The 17,129-nt window shown below is 60.3% G+C and carries 14 protein-coding genes and 4 pseudogenes; 7 read left to right on the top strand and 11 right to left on the bottom strand.

From position 1 onward, the window contains the following. Positions 1 to 215: 215 nt before the first annotated feature. Positions 216 to 956 (top strand): DUF6969 family protein, encoded by a 741-nt coding sequence (locus tag IPI80_RS07405; RefSeq protein WP_413858643.1) that lies wholly within the window; start codon positions 216 to 218, stop codon positions 954 to 956. 194 nt (positions 957 to 1,150) lie between these two features. Continuing rightward, positions 1,151 to 3,673, top strand: coding sequence for an EAL domain-containing protein (locus IPI80_RS07400; protein ID WP_413858641.1), 2,523 nt, complete (start codon positions 1,151 to 1,153; stop codon positions 3,671 to 3,673). Here IPI80_RS07400 and IPI80_RS07395 read toward each other — a convergent pair. Further along, positions 3,655 to 4,505: pseudogene (locus IPI80_RS07395) on the bottom strand (inositol monophosphatase family protein). The gene IPI80_RS07400 and the pseudogene IPI80_RS07395 overlap by 19 nt on opposite strands. Before the next feature lie 72 nt (positions 4,506 to 4,577). Between IPI80_RS07395 and IPI80_RS07390 the strand changes: the two are divergent. The 3 genes and pseudogenes from IPI80_RS07390 (at position 4,578) to IPI80_RS07380 (ending at position 6,441) form a co-directional block, all read left to right on the top strand. Continuing rightward, positions 4,578 to 5,363: an RNA methyltransferase gene (locus IPI80_RS07390; RefSeq protein WP_413858639.1), complete on the top strand. Its 786-nt coding sequence runs from the start codon at positions 4,578 to 4,580 to the stop codon at positions 5,361 to 5,363. A gap of 9 nt (positions 5,364 to 5,372) precedes the next feature. After that, positions 5,373 to 6,158 (top strand): serine O-acetyltransferase, encoded by a 786-nt coding sequence (gene cysE / locus IPI80_RS07385; protein WP_413858637.1) that lies wholly within the window; start codon positions 5,373 to 5,375, stop codon positions 6,156 to 6,158. Between the two features lie 40 nt (positions 6,159 to 6,198). Beyond that, positions 6,199 to 6,441, top strand: a pseudogene (locus IPI80_RS07380) (ribbon-helix-helix domain-containing protein). A 199-nt stretch (positions 6,442 to 6,640) separates the two neighbouring features. Here the strand turns inward: IPI80_RS07380 and IPI80_RS07375 are convergent. The 3 genes and pseudogenes from IPI80_RS07375 to yjgA form a co-directional block, all read right to left on the bottom strand. Then, positions 6,641 to 7,009 (bottom strand): hypothetical protein, encoded by a 369-nt coding sequence (locus IPI80_RS07375; protein ID WP_413858635.1) that lies wholly within the window; start codon positions 7,007 to 7,009, stop codon positions 6,641 to 6,643. 657 nt (positions 7,010 to 7,666) lie between these two features. Further along, a pseudogene (mog, locus tag IPI80_RS07370) lies at positions 7,667 to 8,236 on the bottom strand (molybdopterin adenylyltransferase); the annotation flags it as partial. Positions 8,237 to 8,247: 11 nt separating this feature from the next. Then, entirely contained in the window at positions 8,248 to 8,907 is a 660-nt protein-coding gene (gene yjgA, locus IPI80_RS07365; RefSeq protein WP_413858633.1) for a ribosome biogenesis factor YjgA, read from the bottom strand. A gap of 25 nt (positions 8,908 to 8,932) precedes the next feature. Here yjgA and pmbA point away from each other — a divergent pair, with 25 nt between their 5' ends. Continuing rightward, positions 8,933 to 10,351 (top strand): metalloprotease PmbA, encoded by a 1,419-nt coding sequence (gene pmbA, locus IPI80_RS07360; RefSeq protein ID WP_413858631.1) that lies wholly within the window; start codon positions 8,933 to 8,935, stop codon positions 10,349 to 10,351. On the opposite strand, the gene IPI80_RS07355 is transcribed toward pmbA, so the two are convergent. Continuing rightward, the gene (locus IPI80_RS07355) at positions 10,323 to 11,507 is read right to left on the bottom strand and encodes a trans-sulfuration enzyme family protein (protein ID WP_413858629.1); all 1,185 of its coding nucleotides are present in this window, start codon (positions 11,505 to 11,507) and stop codon (positions 10,323 to 10,325) included. The genes pmbA and IPI80_RS07355 overlap by 29 nt on opposite strands. Continuing rightward, positions 11,504 to 12,001 carry a MarR family winged helix-turn-helix transcriptional regulator gene (locus IPI80_RS07350; RefSeq protein WP_413858627.1) on the bottom strand — a complete coding sequence of 166 codons (498 nt, stop codon included), beginning with the start codon at positions 11,999 to 12,001 and terminating at the stop codon, positions 11,504 to 11,506. The genes IPI80_RS07355 and IPI80_RS07350 overlap by 4 nt, the downstream gene beginning before the upstream one ends. Before the next feature lie 49 nt (positions 12,002 to 12,050). On the opposite strand from IPI80_RS07350, the gene IPI80_RS07345 reads away from it, so the two are divergent. Continuing rightward, positions 12,051 to 13,226: a cytochrome P450 gene (locus IPI80_RS07345; protein WP_413858625.1), complete on the top strand. Its 1,176-nt coding sequence runs from the start codon at positions 12,051 to 12,053 to the stop codon at positions 13,224 to 13,226. Here IPI80_RS07345 and IPI80_RS07340 read toward each other — a convergent pair. The 5 genes and pseudogenes from IPI80_RS07340 to ybiB form a co-directional block, all read right to left on the bottom strand. Beyond that, positions 13,223 to 13,685, bottom strand: a pseudogene (locus IPI80_RS07340) (GatB/YqeY domain-containing protein). The gene IPI80_RS07345 and the pseudogene IPI80_RS07340 sit on opposite strands and share 4 nt — an antisense overlap. A 97-nt stretch (positions 13,686 to 13,782) precedes the next feature. Next, entirely contained in the window at positions 13,783 to 13,995 is a 213-nt protein-coding gene (gene rpsU / locus IPI80_RS07335; RefSeq protein WP_029709788.1) for a 30S ribosomal protein S21, read from the bottom strand. A gap of 140 nt (positions 13,996 to 14,135) precedes the next feature. After that, positions 14,136 to 15,377, bottom strand: a complete 1,242-nt coding sequence (locus IPI80_RS07330; protein ID WP_413858622.1) for an NAD(P)/FAD-dependent oxidoreductase — start codon at positions 15,375 to 15,377, stop codon at positions 14,136 to 14,138. A 38-nt stretch (positions 15,378 to 15,415) separates the two neighbouring features. Beyond that, the gene (gene cobA / locus IPI80_RS07325; protein ID WP_413858619.1) at positions 15,416 to 16,219 is read right to left on the bottom strand and encodes a uroporphyrinogen-III C-methyltransferase; all 804 of its coding nucleotides are present in this window, start codon (positions 16,217 to 16,219) and stop codon (positions 15,416 to 15,418) included. Beyond that, complete coding sequence (gene ybiB / locus IPI80_RS07320; protein ID WP_413858617.1) at positions 16,216 to 17,121, bottom strand: DNA-binding protein YbiB; 906 nt, start codon at positions 17,119 to 17,121, stop codon at positions 16,216 to 16,218. The genes cobA and ybiB overlap by 4 nt, the downstream gene beginning before the upstream one ends. Positions 17,122 to 17,129 lie beyond the last annotated feature (8 nt).

Here is a 17,129-nt window from a genome sequence, read left to right as displayed (position 1 = left end):
GGAACCTGTATGAACACATCTTTGAAAATGGCATCCCTGGCCGCACTGACGGTCGCCACCCTGGCTCTACCCGCCGCGGCTCAAGACATGAAGGCCGCTGCCAAGTGCAAGCCAAGGACTGGCATGTCCAAGTGTTGCGGCAAATGCGCGCCCAAGTGCTGCGCCAAGCCCGCAAAGTGCGGAGCCAAGAAATGTGCGCCGAAGTGCATGGCTAAATGCGCGCCCAAATGTGCTCCAAAGTGTGCTCCAAAGTGCGCGCCCATGCACTGATGGGTAAAGCGAGCCGGTCGTCCAGTGCATCAAGTCATGCCGCGCAGGTAGCGGCCGGTTCCCGTTTGTTGGAAACGTATGCAGGCCTTGCCCAGCGCGGAGCCCATTTATTTGGGGAATTGCTCGGCGGGCAAACGCCGAAGCAGTGGAACCACTATCCCGATGATGATGCGATCGACCAAGGCACCGGGTTTCAGTGGTTCTACCATTCACACTCGCCCGAAGATCGGCCCGGGGCGTTCGAGCATGGCCACATCCACTTGTTTGCGAGGCGCAAGCTCTGGTCGCGCAGGCTGCACTCTGTCCGTGAGATTGAATTTGGCAAGCTCGGTAGCGGTGCCAGCAACCCCAACACACGCCATTTGTTGGCCATCGGATTGGATGCAAAGGGCGTCCCTGTCTCCTTGTTCACGGTCAATAGCTGGGTCACTGGCGATTTGATGCTCACGGCCAAAACCACGGCCGATCTGCTGGATCGGATCAGACTGGACACGGGGCACCCGGATGTGGATGCCGTGGTGGAGTCGCTTGTACGGTTGTGCAGGGTGGAAATCCGAACCCTGCTTGCGCAACGCGACTCGGCGCTTTGGGCCTGGCCCACGCCTGCAGTTTTAACCAATGAGCGTTTGGATGTTCTTTCGGAACTTCCTATCTGCATTGATGCAAAACTGGCCGGGCTGATCTGAGTCGGGACGCTCACCCGCATAATCGGTGCTACGCTCTTGCTTGGTGGGCAATGCCAAAGGGCTGACCGTCGCGATTTAACTGCAGGAGCATCCCTTGAAATCCAAATTATCCATTGATGACGACAGGCGAAACCGGGTGTTCTGCTTGGATGCGCGCTGGCAAGAGGCCATACCCGGTTAACCAAAGGCCGGCTGTGTCCAACGTTCCGCACGACGACCCCCCGCTCATCGCTGCGGGCGGCAACGCGCTTTACCGTGCGATTTTTGAACAAAGCCCTGAGGCAATGGTACTGACCCGCGTGCGCGATGGCGTGTTGGTCGATGTCAACCAGGCGTACCTCAACCTCTGCGGATATTCGCGCGACCGCGTGTTAGGGCGCACGGCGATGGAGTTAAGCATGTGGGCAGACGAGGCCACGCGGGAGCGCGTGTTGAGCCCGCTAGCCACCGGCGGTCAGGTGCGTGATGTTGACGTCACCCTGCGCACGCAAGATGGAAGCCTCCGCCAGATATGCATCAGCGTCTCGCAGGTCGAAATTCAGTTGCAGGCCTATCTCCTGTTTTACCTGCGTGACGTGACTGCCTTGCGCATGGCCCAGGCCGCTGTGCTCTCAGACGAACAGGCCCTGGAACGGGCAAATGAACAGCTTAACCGCCAGCTCACGCTGCACCAGATGACCGAGGCGGTGGCCAAGGTGGGCTATTGGGTGGTTTACCCCGGCGATGCCATGGTGCATTTGTCACGGGGTTATTGCGAGATCGCGCAAATGGGGGGCGCGCAGGTGGTGCCGGTGGGAGAGCACCTGCAAAGTGTGGTCGACGAGGATCGTCCGCTGGTCAAGCGCGCCCTCAAGCAGATGGACGATGCCATCGTGGAGTACCGCTGGCGCCGCCCCGACGGCAAAGTCATCTGGCTGCGTTCGCGCGTGCAGCGCCAGGTCGAACTCGGGGTGATCAGGGCCGAATTTGGCATCGTGCAGGATATCTCCAGCGAACGCGCCGCCTTGCAGGTTGCTGCCGACCAGTTGGCAGCCACCCAGCGCAGCGAAGAGCGTTTTCGTGCCCTCACGGCATTGAGTTCAGACTGGTATTGGGAGCAGGACGCGGAGTTTCGCTTCATCCGTTTTGATGGTGATCACGAATCCACAAAAGCTCGGCCCGACGAGAGTTACTTGGGCAAGACACGCTGGGACTCAGGTGTATTGGGCGTTACCGATGCGCAGTGGGAGGCACATCGCGCGGCCGTGTACGCGCATGAAGTTTTCCTCGATTTTCAGATGCAACGTACCCGTGAGGATGGCTCGCTGATGTGGGTTTCCATCAGCGGCGCTCCAGTCTTTGACAGCGAAGGGAGCTTCAAGGGTTACCGCGGTACCGGGCGCGAGATCAGTGCGCGCAAACAGGCCGAAGCAGACATTGAACGTTTGGCTTTTTATGACCCCCTGACCGAACTACCCAACCGGCGCCTGTTGATTGATCGCCTGAGCCAGGCTATTGCCGCCAGCGCGCGCCGCAGCAGCTATGGTGCGTTGCTGTTTATTGACCTGGACAACTTCAAGGTTTTGAATGACACGCGCGGGCACCACTTGGGTGACGAACTGCTCAAACAGGTGGCGCACCGCTTGACCGGCTGTGTGCGCAGCGCGGATACCGTGGCCCGCTTGGGCGGCGACGAATTTGTGGTGATGGTGGAAGAAATCGGCGAAACCGAGCTGGACGTTGCTGCGCAGGCTGATGCGGTGGGCAAAAAAGTGCTGATCGCGCTCAACCAGTACTACGACCTGGAAGGACAAACCCACCACAGTTCCCCCAGCATTGGGGTGGCCCTGTTTTTTGGCCAGCAGCAAAGCGTGGATGAATTGTTGCAACGTGCGGACCTTGCCATGTACCAATCCAAGGCTGCGGGTCGCAATACGCTGCGCTTCTTCGATCCGGTCATGCAAGCCGCCGCCAGCGCGCGTGCCGTCTTGGAGGCAGACCTGCGTCGCGCCATGGAAGAAGAAGAATTTTTACTGCATTACCAGCCGGTGGTGGACGAGGTAGGCAAGACCACCGGGGTCGAGGCGCTGTTGCGTTGGAACCATCCCACGCGTGGCATGGTGGAACCAGCCGAGTTCATTCCGGTGGCCGAGCAGACTGGCCTGATTTTCCCCCTAGGGCAATGGGTGCTGGCCGGAGCCTGTATGCAATTGGTGGCATGGAGCGCCAGCCCTTCAACCCGCCGGCTCACCATAGCGGTCAATGTCAGTGCACGTCAGTTTCGCCATCCGGAGTTCACACCGCAACTGCTGGATTTGTTGCGCATCACCGGTGCCAACCCCTACCGCTTGAAGCTAGAGTTGACCGAGAGCATGTTGCTCAGCGAATTTGACGACGCCATTGGAAAAATGGGGGAATTGCGGTCGATGGGCGTCAGTTTCGCCTTGGATGATTTCGGCACCGGCTACTCTTCGCTGTCGTACCTCAAGCGCTTGCCGTTGGACCAGCTCAAAATCGACCAGTCATTTGTGCGCGATGTGCTGGTAGATCCCAACGACGCTGCCATCGCCCGCACTATCTTGAGCCTGGCGCGCAGTCTGGACTTGAGCGTGGTGGCTGAGGGCGTGGAAACCGCTGGCCAGCGCGATTTTCTGCTGCGCAACGGATGCAAGGCCTTTCAGGGTTTTTTCTTTGGACGCCCGGTGCCGCTGGAAAGTCTTCAGTTGTCGCCAGACTGACGCAGCGCGGCCTTTTCACCAGCGCTGGCAAATTTGCTGTGCTTGCCCAATATGGTGATGAGCTGGCCATAGATGCGCGGGTTGCCAGCCAGGCATTCCTGTTGATCCAGAAAATCGGCCTCACCCGTGAAGTTACCTACCAACCCACCGGCTTCCGTTATCAGCAGCGAGCCGGCAGCCACATCCCAGGCCTGCAGGCCCAGCTCAAAAAAGCCTTCGGTGTAGCCAGCGGCCACATAGGCCAAGTCCAGTGCGGCGGCACCCGGGCGGCGCAGGCCGGCAGTGCGCTGCATCACTTCGCCCATCATGGTCAGGTAGTTGGAAAAGTTGTCGCCAGCGCGGTAGGGGAAACCGGTGGAAATCAGCGCATCTTTCAAATGGATACGTTTGGACACGCGCAGGCGGCGGTCATTCAGGTAGGCACCGCGACCTTTGGTGGCGGTGAACAGGTCGTTGCGGGTGGGGTCGTACACGACAGCCTGCTCAACCTTGCCTTGACGGCCAGCGCAATGCTCACGCAGTACACCGGCAGGCCGTGGATGAAGTTGGTGGTGCCGTCCAGCGGATCGATGATCCAGACGAATTCGGAATCTTTGGCACCGTGTTCGCGTCCGGACTCTTCGGCCCAGATGCCGTGGCCGGGGTAGGCGGTGAGCAGGGTTTCTATGATGGCCTGCTCGGCAGCGTGGTCCACTTCGGTGACGAAGTCGTTGGCTTTCTTTTCGGAAACGCGAACCGACTCGATATCGAGCGCTGCGCGGTTGATGATGGAACCGGCGGCGCGCGCGGCCTTGACGGCCACGTTGATCATGGGGTGCAGATTGGGCGACATAAATTGTGATGAAGAACTGGGCGGAACGCTTGGCGATGCAGGCGCGACAATATCTGTATTTTACCGGTTCCAATGATTACCCGATTTATCCTGATCAACACCAGCCATGCCGGCAATGTGGGCGCGGCCGCCCGGGCCATGAAAACCATGGGTTTCGACGATCTGGTGTTGGTGGCGCCGCGCTGGGCCAATGTGCTGCGCCGCGAGGAAACCATTCAGCGTTCCAGTGGCGCGCTGGATGTGCTGGACAAGTGCCGTATTGTGGACACGCTGGACGAAGCGCTGGACGGTTTGACCCACCTGTGCGCCACCGCCATGACGCCGCGCGACTTTGGCCCGCCTACGGTGACACCCCGGGAGCATTTCGATTCGCTATCAAAATCGCAGCAACGTACGTATATTCCACGAGGGCTAGAGGTTGATTTGGTTGATAGTGTTGGGCCACAGCAGGGTATTGGCTTCCTGTTTGGCTCCGAGCGCTTTGGTATGCGCAACGAAGACGTGTACCGCTGCCACGCGTGTCTGAGCATTCCCAGCAACCCGCAGTTTGGCTCACTCAACCTGGGTGCAGCGCTGCAGGTTATTGCCTACGAATGGCGTCTGGCCTTGGGCAGCTTTGGCGTGCAAACCGCCACCCAACCGCCCGTGCTGGCCGATGCCGCGCAGGTTGCCGGCATGCTGGCACATTTGGAGCAGGCCCTGGTGGCGCTGGAGTTTCTGGACCCGGCCGCGCCCAAGAAGCTCATGCCCCGGCTCAACGGCCTCTTCAACCGTGCCCAGGTCACGCAGGAAGAGGTCCACATCCTTCGGGGCATTGCCAAATCCATATTAAGGACTTGTCCTGAAGTGAAGGGATAGACTAAGCCCATGTTTTCCCGTATCCGCTCCGACATTCAGTGCATTCTTGACCGCGACCCGGCTGCGCGCAGCACGTGGGAGGTGCTGACCTGCTACCCTGGCTTGCACGCGCTGGTACTGCACCGTCGCGCGCACTGGTGCTGGACACACGGCTTGAAGTGGCTGGGGCGCTTTATTTCGCACCTGGGCCGCTGGGCGACCGGCATTGAAATCCATCCGGGCGCCATCATTGGCCAGCGCGTCTTCTTCGACCATGCCATGGGTGTGGTGGTGGGCGAGACCGCCGAGATTGGTGACGGCTGCACCATTTACCAAGGCGTAACGCTGGGCGGAACATCACTCTACAAGGGCGTCAAACGCCACCCCACGTTGGGTAAAGACGTGGTGGTGAGTGCCGGTGCCAAGGTACTGGGCGGCTTTGAGGTGGGTGACGGCGCCAAGATTGGCTCCAACGCAGTGGTCATCAAGCCCGTTCCTGCAGGCGCTACGGCGGTGGGCATACCGGCGCGCATCATCCCCAGCAAGACCGGGGAGAGTGCTGATGTCAGCCACGCCGAACCCAAGTTCACTGCCTACGGCATCACCCAGGAAGACGACCCTGTCAGCCAGGCTCTGCGCGGCCTGATTGACTCCGCCTCAGGGCAGGAGCACCAGATTACGCTGCTGTGGCAAGCCATTGAAACGCTGTCGGCCAACCGCGCTGGTGTGGCCAGCACGCCCGACTGCGTGCCAGGTGACGCAGCGCGCAAGGAGAGCTTTGAAGCCGAGCGGCTCAACCAGCTGGTGGGTAAGTAGGCGTTGCCAGCTCTTGGTATAACCATGCAACACCCAACACATGAGCATCAGGTTGCCCGGCGACATGGCGCAAATTGTCAAAGCGAAAGTGGCTACAGGCGAATATGCGTCCCAGAGCGAAGTGATGCGTGACGGTTTGCGCTCGTTGTGGGCCAGACCGGCTTGTTCCTGGGGTCCGCAAGTGGCTCCGCTTTGAGCGCAGGCGCATCCAGAGCGAGTGTTGTCGGCGTCTCAGGTGCGAGAACGTTTGGTCGCAAAATTTCCGGCCAACGTTAAACCTTGATGGAAATTTACACCGTTGAGTTTGCCCCAGGCCAAGAAGGGTATTTGTCGATGTCGTGGCGGAACTCACCGGATTTGCATTCGATACAAATGGGAGGCTGACCGGCAGGAAGGCACACCACATCCAGTTCATGCAAGTCTTCGTTTGTGGTAAATGACCGTGTGTCGGTACTTGGCATTACTCGGTGACGCGACGGAGGCTAGTTTCTACGCCTCGCGTTTGGAGCTAGGGTTTCGTCGTTGAATTTGGTTGTCGTGGGTCCTAAGCCGGGCGTTTGAAAGAAATCCCAGTTCATTGAAGGCAAAATACTCACGCCAGCATCACCCTCAATCGGAGGAAGGAAATTGTCTAACATTGAGTGAGCGGTTTGAAGATCCGTCGTTAGGTCTGCCGACATCGACTTTTCAAGCTCCGGCTTTTGGTAGTGGTAGCGCAAAAATGTGTGAGCCATCCGGTAGAGCTGGCGGCACAAGGTGTTGATGGCTTGTGCGTCCTTTTGGGAGAGGTTTGCGAGTTCCAGGTTCACCCAGCTGTGGCTTTTGCGGTAGGCGAAGCGCACGCGATCCATCAGTTCGGCAAACAGCGCGTAGCCCTGCGGTATAATTCGCGAGCGCGAATGCTAGCGTCCTCGACGAATCCAGTCTGGTATCGACATGAGGAAAATCAAATTGCGCTTTGATTTTGGCGTGAAACAAACCAGTCTTGCGGTGAGAGCCTGCTGTTTGGTAAAAGGGTCTGGCCAGGCAGGCTGGTGTTGTGCAGGTTGACGTCTTGCAGTGGTGAGGCTTGGTCAGTTTGGTCTTCTTGTTTCCGTGGAACGACGAGGTATACCCTGTGGCTGAACAGTTGGCGCAGGCCTGGCTGAAGGGTAACTGTCGGGTTCTCGGGCTTGGAGATGTCGGGCATTGATGCTGTAACTGGCCTTGAATTTCCGCCAAGGGCCTGAGAAATACCGCTCTTTGCAATCAGCCCCAAAATTTCTTCGACTTAAAAACAAGGTGCCAAGGCAAATCGGTCGCATCTGGTGTGCCACAGACGGGCGACAGGGCATCTTCCGGATAGGCCGATGGAGATTCCAGATGCACCGTTAATCGTATTCGGTTTGAAGCTGAATCCACACTTGTTGCAGCGGTAAATGGACATAGCGAGGGTGATGCCAGTAACTTTTTCGTGTAAAGTCGAGTTTGCCAGGACGGTCGATTGGTCCGAAACTGGTGACTGAATCGCTCTTGGGCCGAAACGCCTTGCACACCGACTCCACCGTGTCCAGATACGGCCCGCCAACCAAATCAATGCAGTAGGGCACAGCGGCAAAGATGCCGTTGACCACTGGCTTGCCGTCGGCGTCCTTCAGGCCTTCCAGGGTTTCGGCAATCGCTTTGGGTTGCCCTGGCAGGTTGATGATCAGACTTTGACCGCGAATCACTGCCACCTGGCGCGAGAGAATTGCGGTGGGTACAAAGCGCAAAGAGATTTGGCGCATTTGCTCGCCAAAGCCCGGCATTTCCTTGTGCGCCACGGCCAGCGTGGCCTCGGGTGTCACGTCGCGCAGCGCGGGGCCGGTGCCGCCGGTGGTTAGCACCAGGCAACAACCAGCGTCCACCAGTTCAATCAGGGTGGCGCTGATGGTGGTGGCTTCGTCGGGGATCAGGCGTGCTTCAAACGTCAGTGGGTTTTGCAGGGCGCGGGTCAACCAGTCTTGCAGTGCTGGAAGACCTTTGTCGTCGTACACGCCAGTGGAGGCGCGGTCACTGATCGACACGATGCCAATTTTTACTGCATCGAGCGAAGGCAATGTGTCTGCACTCACGCATCGGCTCCGGGGTTGTGCAGACCGGCATCCAGCGGGGTGGGGTTGGCATCGCTATCCGGGTGCATCAGGTGTTCGCGCACGATCTGGAAGATGTCTCGGTAGGCCCGGCCATGGCGGGGTGCCAATCCGGGCTTTTCGGGTTTGGCATCCTTGCGCGCTTGCCTGACCAATGCGCGCAGTTGTTGCACGTCCGTCGTCGGGCAAATGTTGACCCATTGGCCCACAGCATCATCGTCGGTAATCAGGCGGTCGCGCCACTGTTCGGTGGCGTGCAACGTTTGCGTTTCCAGGGCCGACGGTGTGTGCTGCTCCACCAGGGCCACACGAATGGCCTCCAGTGTTTGCGGCTCCAACTGACGCATGCGCTTGCCGATGAACTGCATCAGGCGACGGCGGCCTTCAAAATTGGTGATGCGCTTGTACTCGGCGATGGCTTCCAGCAGTTTGTCGGGCAGTTCCAAACGCGTTAGCAGTTCGGCGCGCAGGGTCAGCAGGTCTTCACCCAGCTTTTGTAGTTCGGTGCTTTCGCGCTTGAGATCGGTGCGGCTTTTCTCATCGGTTCCCTTAAGCTCACGCTTGAGTTCCAGGTCCAACTCGCTGCCCTCGGCGACGAATTTTCCCTTGACGAAATAGCCTTTTTTTAGTTTGCTCATATTGGCAAGTATCATAGCCTCCGCTATGACGAACCCCCATTCCCCGACCCCCACTGCCGCCAGCGGCACCCCTTCGACCAAGCCCGCCGACAGCGGATTTGCCTACAGTCGTCCGTTTTTCGAGTCTTTGGTGGACTCCGCGCTGGCGCATGCCAAGAAGCTTGGCGCCACCGACGCTGGTGCCGAAGTGTCCGAAGGCTGCGGCCTGAGCGTGTCGGTTCGCAATGGCGAGCTGGAAAATGTGGAGCGCAACCGCGACAAATCGCTGGGTGTGACGGTCTACGTGGGCCAGCGCCGGGGCAACGCCAGTACATCGGATTTCTCACAAGAGGCCATTGCGCAAACCGTTAGCGCCGCCTATGACATTGCCCGCTTCACCGCCGAAGACCCCTTTGCCAGCCTGCCGGACGTACAAGACATTGCGCCCGTTGCGGACCGGGAGCGCGATCTGGATCTGTTCTTTCCCTGGGCCATCACCAGTGAAGACGCCATGCGCCTGGCGTTGGAGTGCGAGGCGGCGGCCTTGGCCACCAGCAAAAAGATCACCAACAGCGAAGGCGCTGGCGTATCAGCCCAGCAATCGCATTTTTTCAGTGCCCATACGCACGGGTTTCGCGGTGGCTATGCCAGCTCGCGCCATTCCATGTCGGTGTCGCCGATTGCGGGCAAGGGCCGTGACATGCAGCGTGACGCCTGGTACAGCTCGCAGCGCCACCCGGACGCATTGGCTTCGCCCCATGCCATTGGCCGCTACGCTGCCGAACGCGCTCTGAGCCGCCTGAAGGCGCGCAAGATCAACACGGTGGAATGCCCGGTGCTGTTTGAGTCGCCTTTGGCCGCAGGGTTGGTGGGCAGTTTGGTGCAGGCCCTGAGCGGTGGTGCGCTGTACCGCAAGAGCACGTTTTTGCTGGATTCGCTGGGCAAGGCAGTGTTGCCGCGCCACATTGATATGTTTGAAGACCCGTTTGTGCTGCGCGGCAAAGGCAGCTCTCCGTTTGATGGTGAGGGTGTGAGCGTCAAATCGCGCAAGGTGATTGAGGGTGGCCGGGTGCAGGGCTATTTTTTGAGTAGCTACACCGCGCGCAAGCTGGGCATGCAAACCACGGGCAACTCGGGCGGTTCGCACAACCTCACCTTCACTTCGCGCCAGACCCGACCTTGGGACGACCTGGATGCCATGTTGCAAAAGCTGGGTACGGGTCTGTTTGTGACCGAACTGATGGGCCAGGGCACCAACTATGTGACCGGCGATTACTCGCGTGGCGCCAGCGGTTTTTGGGTCGAGAACGGCCACATTGCCTACCCCGTGCACGAGATCACCATTGCCGGCAACATGAAAACCATGCTCAAAGGCATTGAGGCAGTGGGTGCCGACACATACAACTATGGTGCAAAGACCGTGGGCTCGATTTTGCTTAACCGGATGAAAGTAGCAGGCAGCTAAGCGCCTGCGCCAGATCGGCGATCAAGTCGTTGGGGTGCTCGATCCCCACGCTCAGGCGAATCAATCCTTCACCCACGCCATTTTTTGCGCGCGCCTCGGGCGAGATGAAACTGTGCGTGGTGCTGGCCGGATGGCAGGCCAGGCTGTCCACGTCGCCCAACGAGACGGCTTGGGTGAACAGTGTGAGCCGGTCCAGCACAGCGGCAGCCTGTGCCCGCGTACCAACGGAGAGTTCAAACGACACCATGCCGCCGTAGCCACCCTGCATTTGGCGTTGTGCCAGCGCGTGTTGGGGGTGTTCGTTTAAACCGGGGTAATGCGTGGCAGATACTGCTGGGTGTGACGCCAGAAACCGCGCAACCGCCAGCGCGCCTTCGCAGTGGGCTGCCATGCGCAGCGGCAGTGTTTTGATGCCGCGCAAAAACAAAAAGGCCTCTTGGGGGGCAAGGTTGCCGCCGACCTGGCCCAGACCGGTCTGGCGGATGGCGCTCACCAAGGCCGCTGCGCCAGCAACCAAGCCACCGGTGGCGTCACCGTGGCCACCGAGGTATTTGGTCATGGAATGCATGACCAGGTCGATGCCGTGTTCCAGTGGGCGCGTGAGGCAAGGCGTGCAAAACGTGCTGTCGGCCACGCTGATGATGCCGCGTGCCTTGCACAGCGCTGCTACTTGGGACAGATCGTGCAGGTGCAAGCTGGGGTTGGTGAGGGGCTCCACCCAGACCATGCGGGTGTTCGCCGTTAGGCTCGCCGTCAAACCCTGCTCTGATGCGTCAATGGCCCGGATGCCAAAGCGGCCCGCCAGCGAGCGGAACAGGTTTTCGGTACCGCCGTACAAAGGCCCCAAAAATACAATGTCATCGCCGGGTTTGAGCAACCCCAACACGATCGCCGATGTGGCCGCCGTGCCGCTGCTCAGAGCCAACGCAGCGGGTGCGCCTTCCAGATCGGCCATCTTGGCCTCTAGTGCATGCACTGTCGGGTTGGCAAACCGGCTGTAGCGGTAGCCTGGCGCTTTGCCCGCAAATATGGCGGCACCGTGCTCTAGCGTGCCATAGCCGAATGCCGTGGTCTGGTGGATGGGCGTTGCGATGGCGCCATGGGCCGGGTCGGGTGCTTGTCCGGCGTGGACGGCGCGTGTGCGCAGGTGGTTCATGGTTGCTCTCCGCAAGGGGGTGATGATGGGGCAGGCGTGGGAGTTGGCCGTAACGCGTTGCCGCAATAGTCCACGAAGGTCTGTAGTTCGTCTCTGTGCTGGAGCGCCAGGCGATTGACCACGCGTTGGCCTTGGGCGGTCAGGTGCACCTCAACCTGGCGCAGATCGGCTGTGCTGGTCTTGCGGCGCACCAGGCCCAGTGACTCGCAACGTGAAATCAGGGCTACAACGCCGTGGTGCTTCGCTTGCAGGCGCTCTGCCAGTTCGCTCACGGTTGCCCATTCGCGGTCTGGAAAACCCTTGATTTGCAGCAGCATCTGGTATTGCAATGGCGTGATGGCGTGGTGTTGGCACACATCTTCGCTGAAGCGCAAAAAAAGTCGCAACTGGTAACGAAAAGCAGCCAATGCCTCCACGTCGGTCTTGGACAAAGAGCGCTTGGCCGGGCGTTGGCGCCGGTTGACGGGTTTGGCAATTGACTCGGATTTTGGCATGGTCTTTAAACTAAATATATCACGGCATGATGTATTTATAATCTCTACTATGACGACCCGCACGCAACACCATGACTGGGACCCACGGTCCGAGACAGTCATCAACAACCCCATTCCCGCTTATGACGCCATGCGCCAACGGTGCCCAGTGGCCCACAGCGAGTACCAGCACTGGTCGGTATTCCGGCATGCCGATGTGCTGCGGGTGCTCCACGACCACCGCACCTTCAGCAACGCGGTATCGCGTTATCCATCGGTGCCCAACGGGATGGACCCGCCCGAGCACACCCGCTACCGCCGGGTGATTGACCCGTATTTCAGCGCGCAGCGCATGCAGGACTTTGCACCGGAATGCCGAGAGATTGCGGTCAACCTGTTGCAGGATTTGTCTGCCGCCAGTGGAGCCATCGAGATGACCACTTTTGCGCAAGACTTTGTCTTGCGCATCGAATGCGCGTTTTTGGGCTGGCCAGCGGATTTGCATGAGCCGCTGCGCCAATGGATACGCCGCAACCACCAAGCCACGCTGTCGCGCGAGCAGGCCGCCATGGACGCCGTGGCGCTGGAGTTTGACGGCTACATCAAGGCGCTCTTGATGGTACGCCGCGATGCCGGTGACGCCGCACCGGACGACATCACCACCAGCCTGCTGCGCACCAAAATTGGGGGCAAGGAATTGGCTGAGAATGACATTGTGAGCATCCTGCGCAACTGGACGGTGGGCGAACTCGGCACCATGGCCGCCAGCGTGGAGATACTGACGCACTACCTGGCGAAGCAGCCCGCCTTGCAGCAGCAGTTGCGCGCACAGCCTGCCTTGTTGCCTGCGGCCATTGATGAAGTTTTGCGCATCCATCCGCCCCTGTTCAGCAACCGCCGGATTGCCACCGAGCCGACCCAGGTGGGCGGGCAAGGCCTGATGGCAGGGGATCGCCTGACGCTGATGTGGGCGTCGGCCAACCGCGATGAGGCCGTGTTTGGCGACCCGGATGTGTTTCAGTTGGATCGCGACCCGTCTCTGAACCTGCTGTACGGCGCAGGCATTCACGTCTGCCCGGGTGCGCCCTTGGCGCGGCTTGAGTTGTGCGTTTTGATGGAAGAGTTGCTGCGCCGTACGCAGCGCGTTGACCTAGTGCCCGAACAGCCGCCGCAGACCGCCGTCTTCCCTGCCAGCGGCTTTGCGTCGCTGCCACTGCGCATTCAGTGGCAGGCAAACGCGTTTTAACCCGCCAGCGCGGCCTTGACAGCGGCTGACACGGTGCCCATTTCGGCTTTGCCGGCCAGCTTGACCTTGACGGCGCCCATCACCTTGCCCATATCGCTGGGACCCACACCACGACCTAGTGGCACCGAGTTCGGCCACGATGGCCTTCACTTCGGCCAAGACCTCATCGGCGGACATGCGTTGCGGCAGGTAGGCCTGTAGCACCTTTAGCTCAGACGATTCTTTGTCAGCCAAGTCCATGCGCTGGGCCTTTGTGAAGGCTTCAATGCTGTCTTTGCGCTGCTTGATGAGCTTGTCCACAATGGCCACCACCATGGCGTCGTCCAGCTCCACGCGCTCGTCCACTTCCTTTTGCTTGCATGCCGCCAGCAGCAGGCGGATGGTGCCCAGGCGCTCAGCGTCTTTGGCGCGCATGGCGGTTTTCATGTCTTCGGTGATTTGGTCTTTGAGTGATGACATTGCAGTGGTTCCTGAGAGAGAGGGGAATAAAAAAGCCCGCTGGAGCGTCCCCAAGCGAGCTTTTTGGCCTTGTGAAGGCGCTGAATCCGTTAGGAAATCAGAACATCTTCTTGGGCAATTGCATGCTGCGGATGCGCTTGTAGTTGCGCTTGACGGCAGCGGCCTTCTTGCGCTTGCGCTCTGCAGTGGGCTTCTCGTAGAACTCGCGTGCGCGCAAGTCCGTCAGCAAACCCAATTTTTCGATAGTGCGTTTGAAGCGACGCAGAGCGACGTCAAACGGCTCGTTTTCTTTTACACGGATGGTTGTCATTACGTAATGTTGTCCAAAATGTGCTGTCGCCAGTCACGTGGGGAGATCGAGCCCCACATGCCACGTTCAGCGGTATTCCCCGTCATTAACTAGTATTGGCCGACGGGGGTCTGCCAGAATAGCCTAGGATTATAGCGCCTTCAGCGTTGCCGCAGGGCCAGTGCCTGGGCGCAAGCAAAGGCACTGGCCCAGGCCCACTGGAAGTTGTAGCCGCCCAGCCAGCCGGTCACGTCCACCACCTCGCCAATGAAATACAGGCCCGGCTGCGTGGACTCCATCGTCTGGCTGGACAGGGCTTTGGTGTCCACACCGCCAGCGGTGACCTCGGCCTTGCGGTAGCCCTCGGTGCCGGTGGGGGTGAGTTCCCAGCGGGACAGGCGTTCGGCCAGGGCGAAGAGGGCTTTGTCGCTGGCCTCGTTGATGGGGCGTGCCCAGTCGTGGCCCAGGCTGGCACCCTGGCAGATCCAGGTGTCGGCCAGGCGCGCGGGCACCAGGGTGGCGACCTCGTTGGCGATGAGCCGGCGCGAGCGGCCCTTGGCCTGGCTCAGCAACTCTGCCACGTTGGTGTCGGGTGCTAGGTCCAGTCGGATGGGTGTGCCGGCTTGCCAGTAGCTTGAAATTTGCAGCACACCCGGACCACTTAGCCCGCGGTGGGTGAATAGCAGGTCTTCCAAAAAGCCGATCTTTTCCTTTTTGCTTCCAGTCTCGATTCTTACCGGCAGCGACAACCCCGACAGCTGCGCAAACGGTGCCCAGGCCTCTTCATCAAATGTCAGTGGCACCAGGGCCGGACGCGTCGTGATCAGGGGCAGTTCAAACTGCTTGGCCAGTCGATAGCCAAAATCGGTGGCGCCGATCTTGGGAATGGACAGGCCACCCGTTGCCACGACGACAGCGCCACACTGGATGGTTCCGCGATCACTATCAATTTCGTAGCTGCCTGCGTAATCTCCACGAGGGCTAGCGGATAGAAATCGTACATTCTTTACCGCGCAGGGCTGCCAGCGGGTGACATTGCCACTGGCGCCGCATTCCGCTAGCAGCATCTGGATAATGTCCTCGGCTGACGTGTCACAAAAGAGTTGGCCCTTGTGCTTTTCGTGGAAGGCAATCTGGTGCTTGTGCAGCAGCGCCAGAAAGTCCTGCGGCGTGTAGCGTGAAAGGGCCGATCGGCAAAAGCGCGGGTTGTTGGAGAGGAAGTTGGCGGCCGTGGTACCCAGGTTGGTGAAGTTGCAGCGGCCACCACCCGAGATGCGGATTTTCTCGGCCACTTTCTCGCTGTGGTCCAGCACCAAGATCTTCATGCCCAACTGGCCCGCCACCCCCGCGCAGAACAGGCCGGCAGCACCGGCGCCGATGATGACTGCGTCAAAACTTTGCATGGGCCGCAGTGTAGGCGGTGCCACGGTATCGGCCGAGATCAGGCGGCGCGGCAGTCCGACACGAGGGGGCTGGCATCCAGCCCGGCTGCCAACAGCCCCTGCAGCACATTGCCCACCACAATCACGCTGGGGCTGGCCAGCTTTTCTTGGGCAATGGTGGCTTCCAGTTCGCCCAGGGTGCATACGGCGTGGCGCTGCTGGGGCAGGCTGGCGCTTTGCACAATGGCCACCGGCGTGTCGGCGCCCAGGCCATGCAGCAGTTCGCGCTGGATGTGGCCGGCGCCGCTCATGCCCATGTAGATCACGATCGTCAGTCGCGCCTGGTGCGCGGTGGCGGCCAGGGCGCGCCAATCGGTTCCTGTAGATCCTGGCTTGGCGTGGCCGGTGATGAACACCACGCCGTGGGCCTGTTCTCGGTGGGTCAGCGGCACGCCCAGCGACGACACCGCCGCCATGCCGGCGGTGATGCCGTTGATGACCTGGTAGCGCACGCCAGCGGCTTGCAGGGCCTCGACTTCTTCGCCGCCACGTCCAAAGATGAAGGGGTCGCCGCCCTTGAGTCGGACCACGGTCTCGCCCTCCAGCGCGGCGGTGACCATCAGCTTTTCGATAAACGACTGCGGTGTGGATTGGCAGCCGCCGCGCTTGCCCACGTAGATGACGCGGGCCGTGGGTGCGGCAAAGGCAACAATGGCCTCGTTGACCAGATCGTCCACCAACAACACGGTGGCGTTCTGGATGGCCTTGAGCGCCTTCAGGGTCAGCAACTCGGGGTCGCCGGGGCCGGCTCCCACCAGGGTGACCGGGCCGAGCGCGCCGGAGTGGGAAAAATCGTGATTCATAGTGCTTGCACCAGATGCAAGATGTGGGCCACTTGTTGGGCAATGGGTGTCGGCACGGGCTTCTGACCGTCCAACACCCGCCGAATGTAATGGGCCGTGAGATTGGCGTCCGTGGTGGGCGGCAGGTCGGGCAGGCTGGGCAGGGTGCCGCCCTGGTGCTCCTGGCGCTCCACCACCTGGCCGGCCATGTAGCCCTGCATGGTGGGTGTGCGCCGGGGGTCGGCCACCGCCTCGCCTTCGGTGCCGCGCAGCAGCAGGGCGTTGCTCCCCATCAGGGCCAGTGTCTCGGCCATGGACACAGCGTATTCGGGGTGGGTGTAGCTGGTGACCAGCAGGCTTTTGCCCTGTACCGGGTTCATCAGCTTGACCAGGCTGTGGGCCGGGTTGCGCAGGCCCACCACGCGGCGCACCTCTAACAGGCGCTGCAGGCCGCTGTTGAGCAGCGTGGTGGGGACAAAGGCCACGGTGCCAGATGCTATGGGTTCGATAGCTACTTGTGTAGGTATGTCGAGGGCTAGAAGCACTTCGGACGTATAAACACGGCTGGATTCGGTGGCTGTGCCATGCACCAAAACGGGTAAACCCTCGCGCGCCAGCAACAGCGCCAGCAGGGGGGTGAGCACCGGCAGTTTGCGCGCGCCGTTGTAGCTGGGGATGACGATGACTGGCTTGTCAGAAGCGGGAATGCAGTGCAGACGCTGGTGGGTGGCGTCCAAAAAACCCGCCATTTCCTGCGCCGTTTCGCCCTTGATGCGCATGGCCAGGCAGAAGGCGCCAATTTCCAGATCGGTCACCGTGCCGTCCAGCACCTGGCCAAACAGATCAGCCGCCTGCTCGCGGTTCAGTGCGCGTGCGCCGTCCTTGCCACGGCCGATTTCTTTGATGTAATTTGCAATGCCCATGCCGGTAT

The sequence above is a fragment of the Candidatus Aalborgicola defluviihabitans genome (assembly GCF_016705985.1).
Lineage (GTDB): Bacteria > Pseudomonadota > Gammaproteobacteria > Burkholderiales > Burkholderiaceae_C > Allorhodoferax > Allorhodoferax defluviihabitans.
The sequence above is the reverse complement of the archived record's forward strand: the minus strand, read 5'-3'. Positions and strand labels throughout refer to the sequence as shown.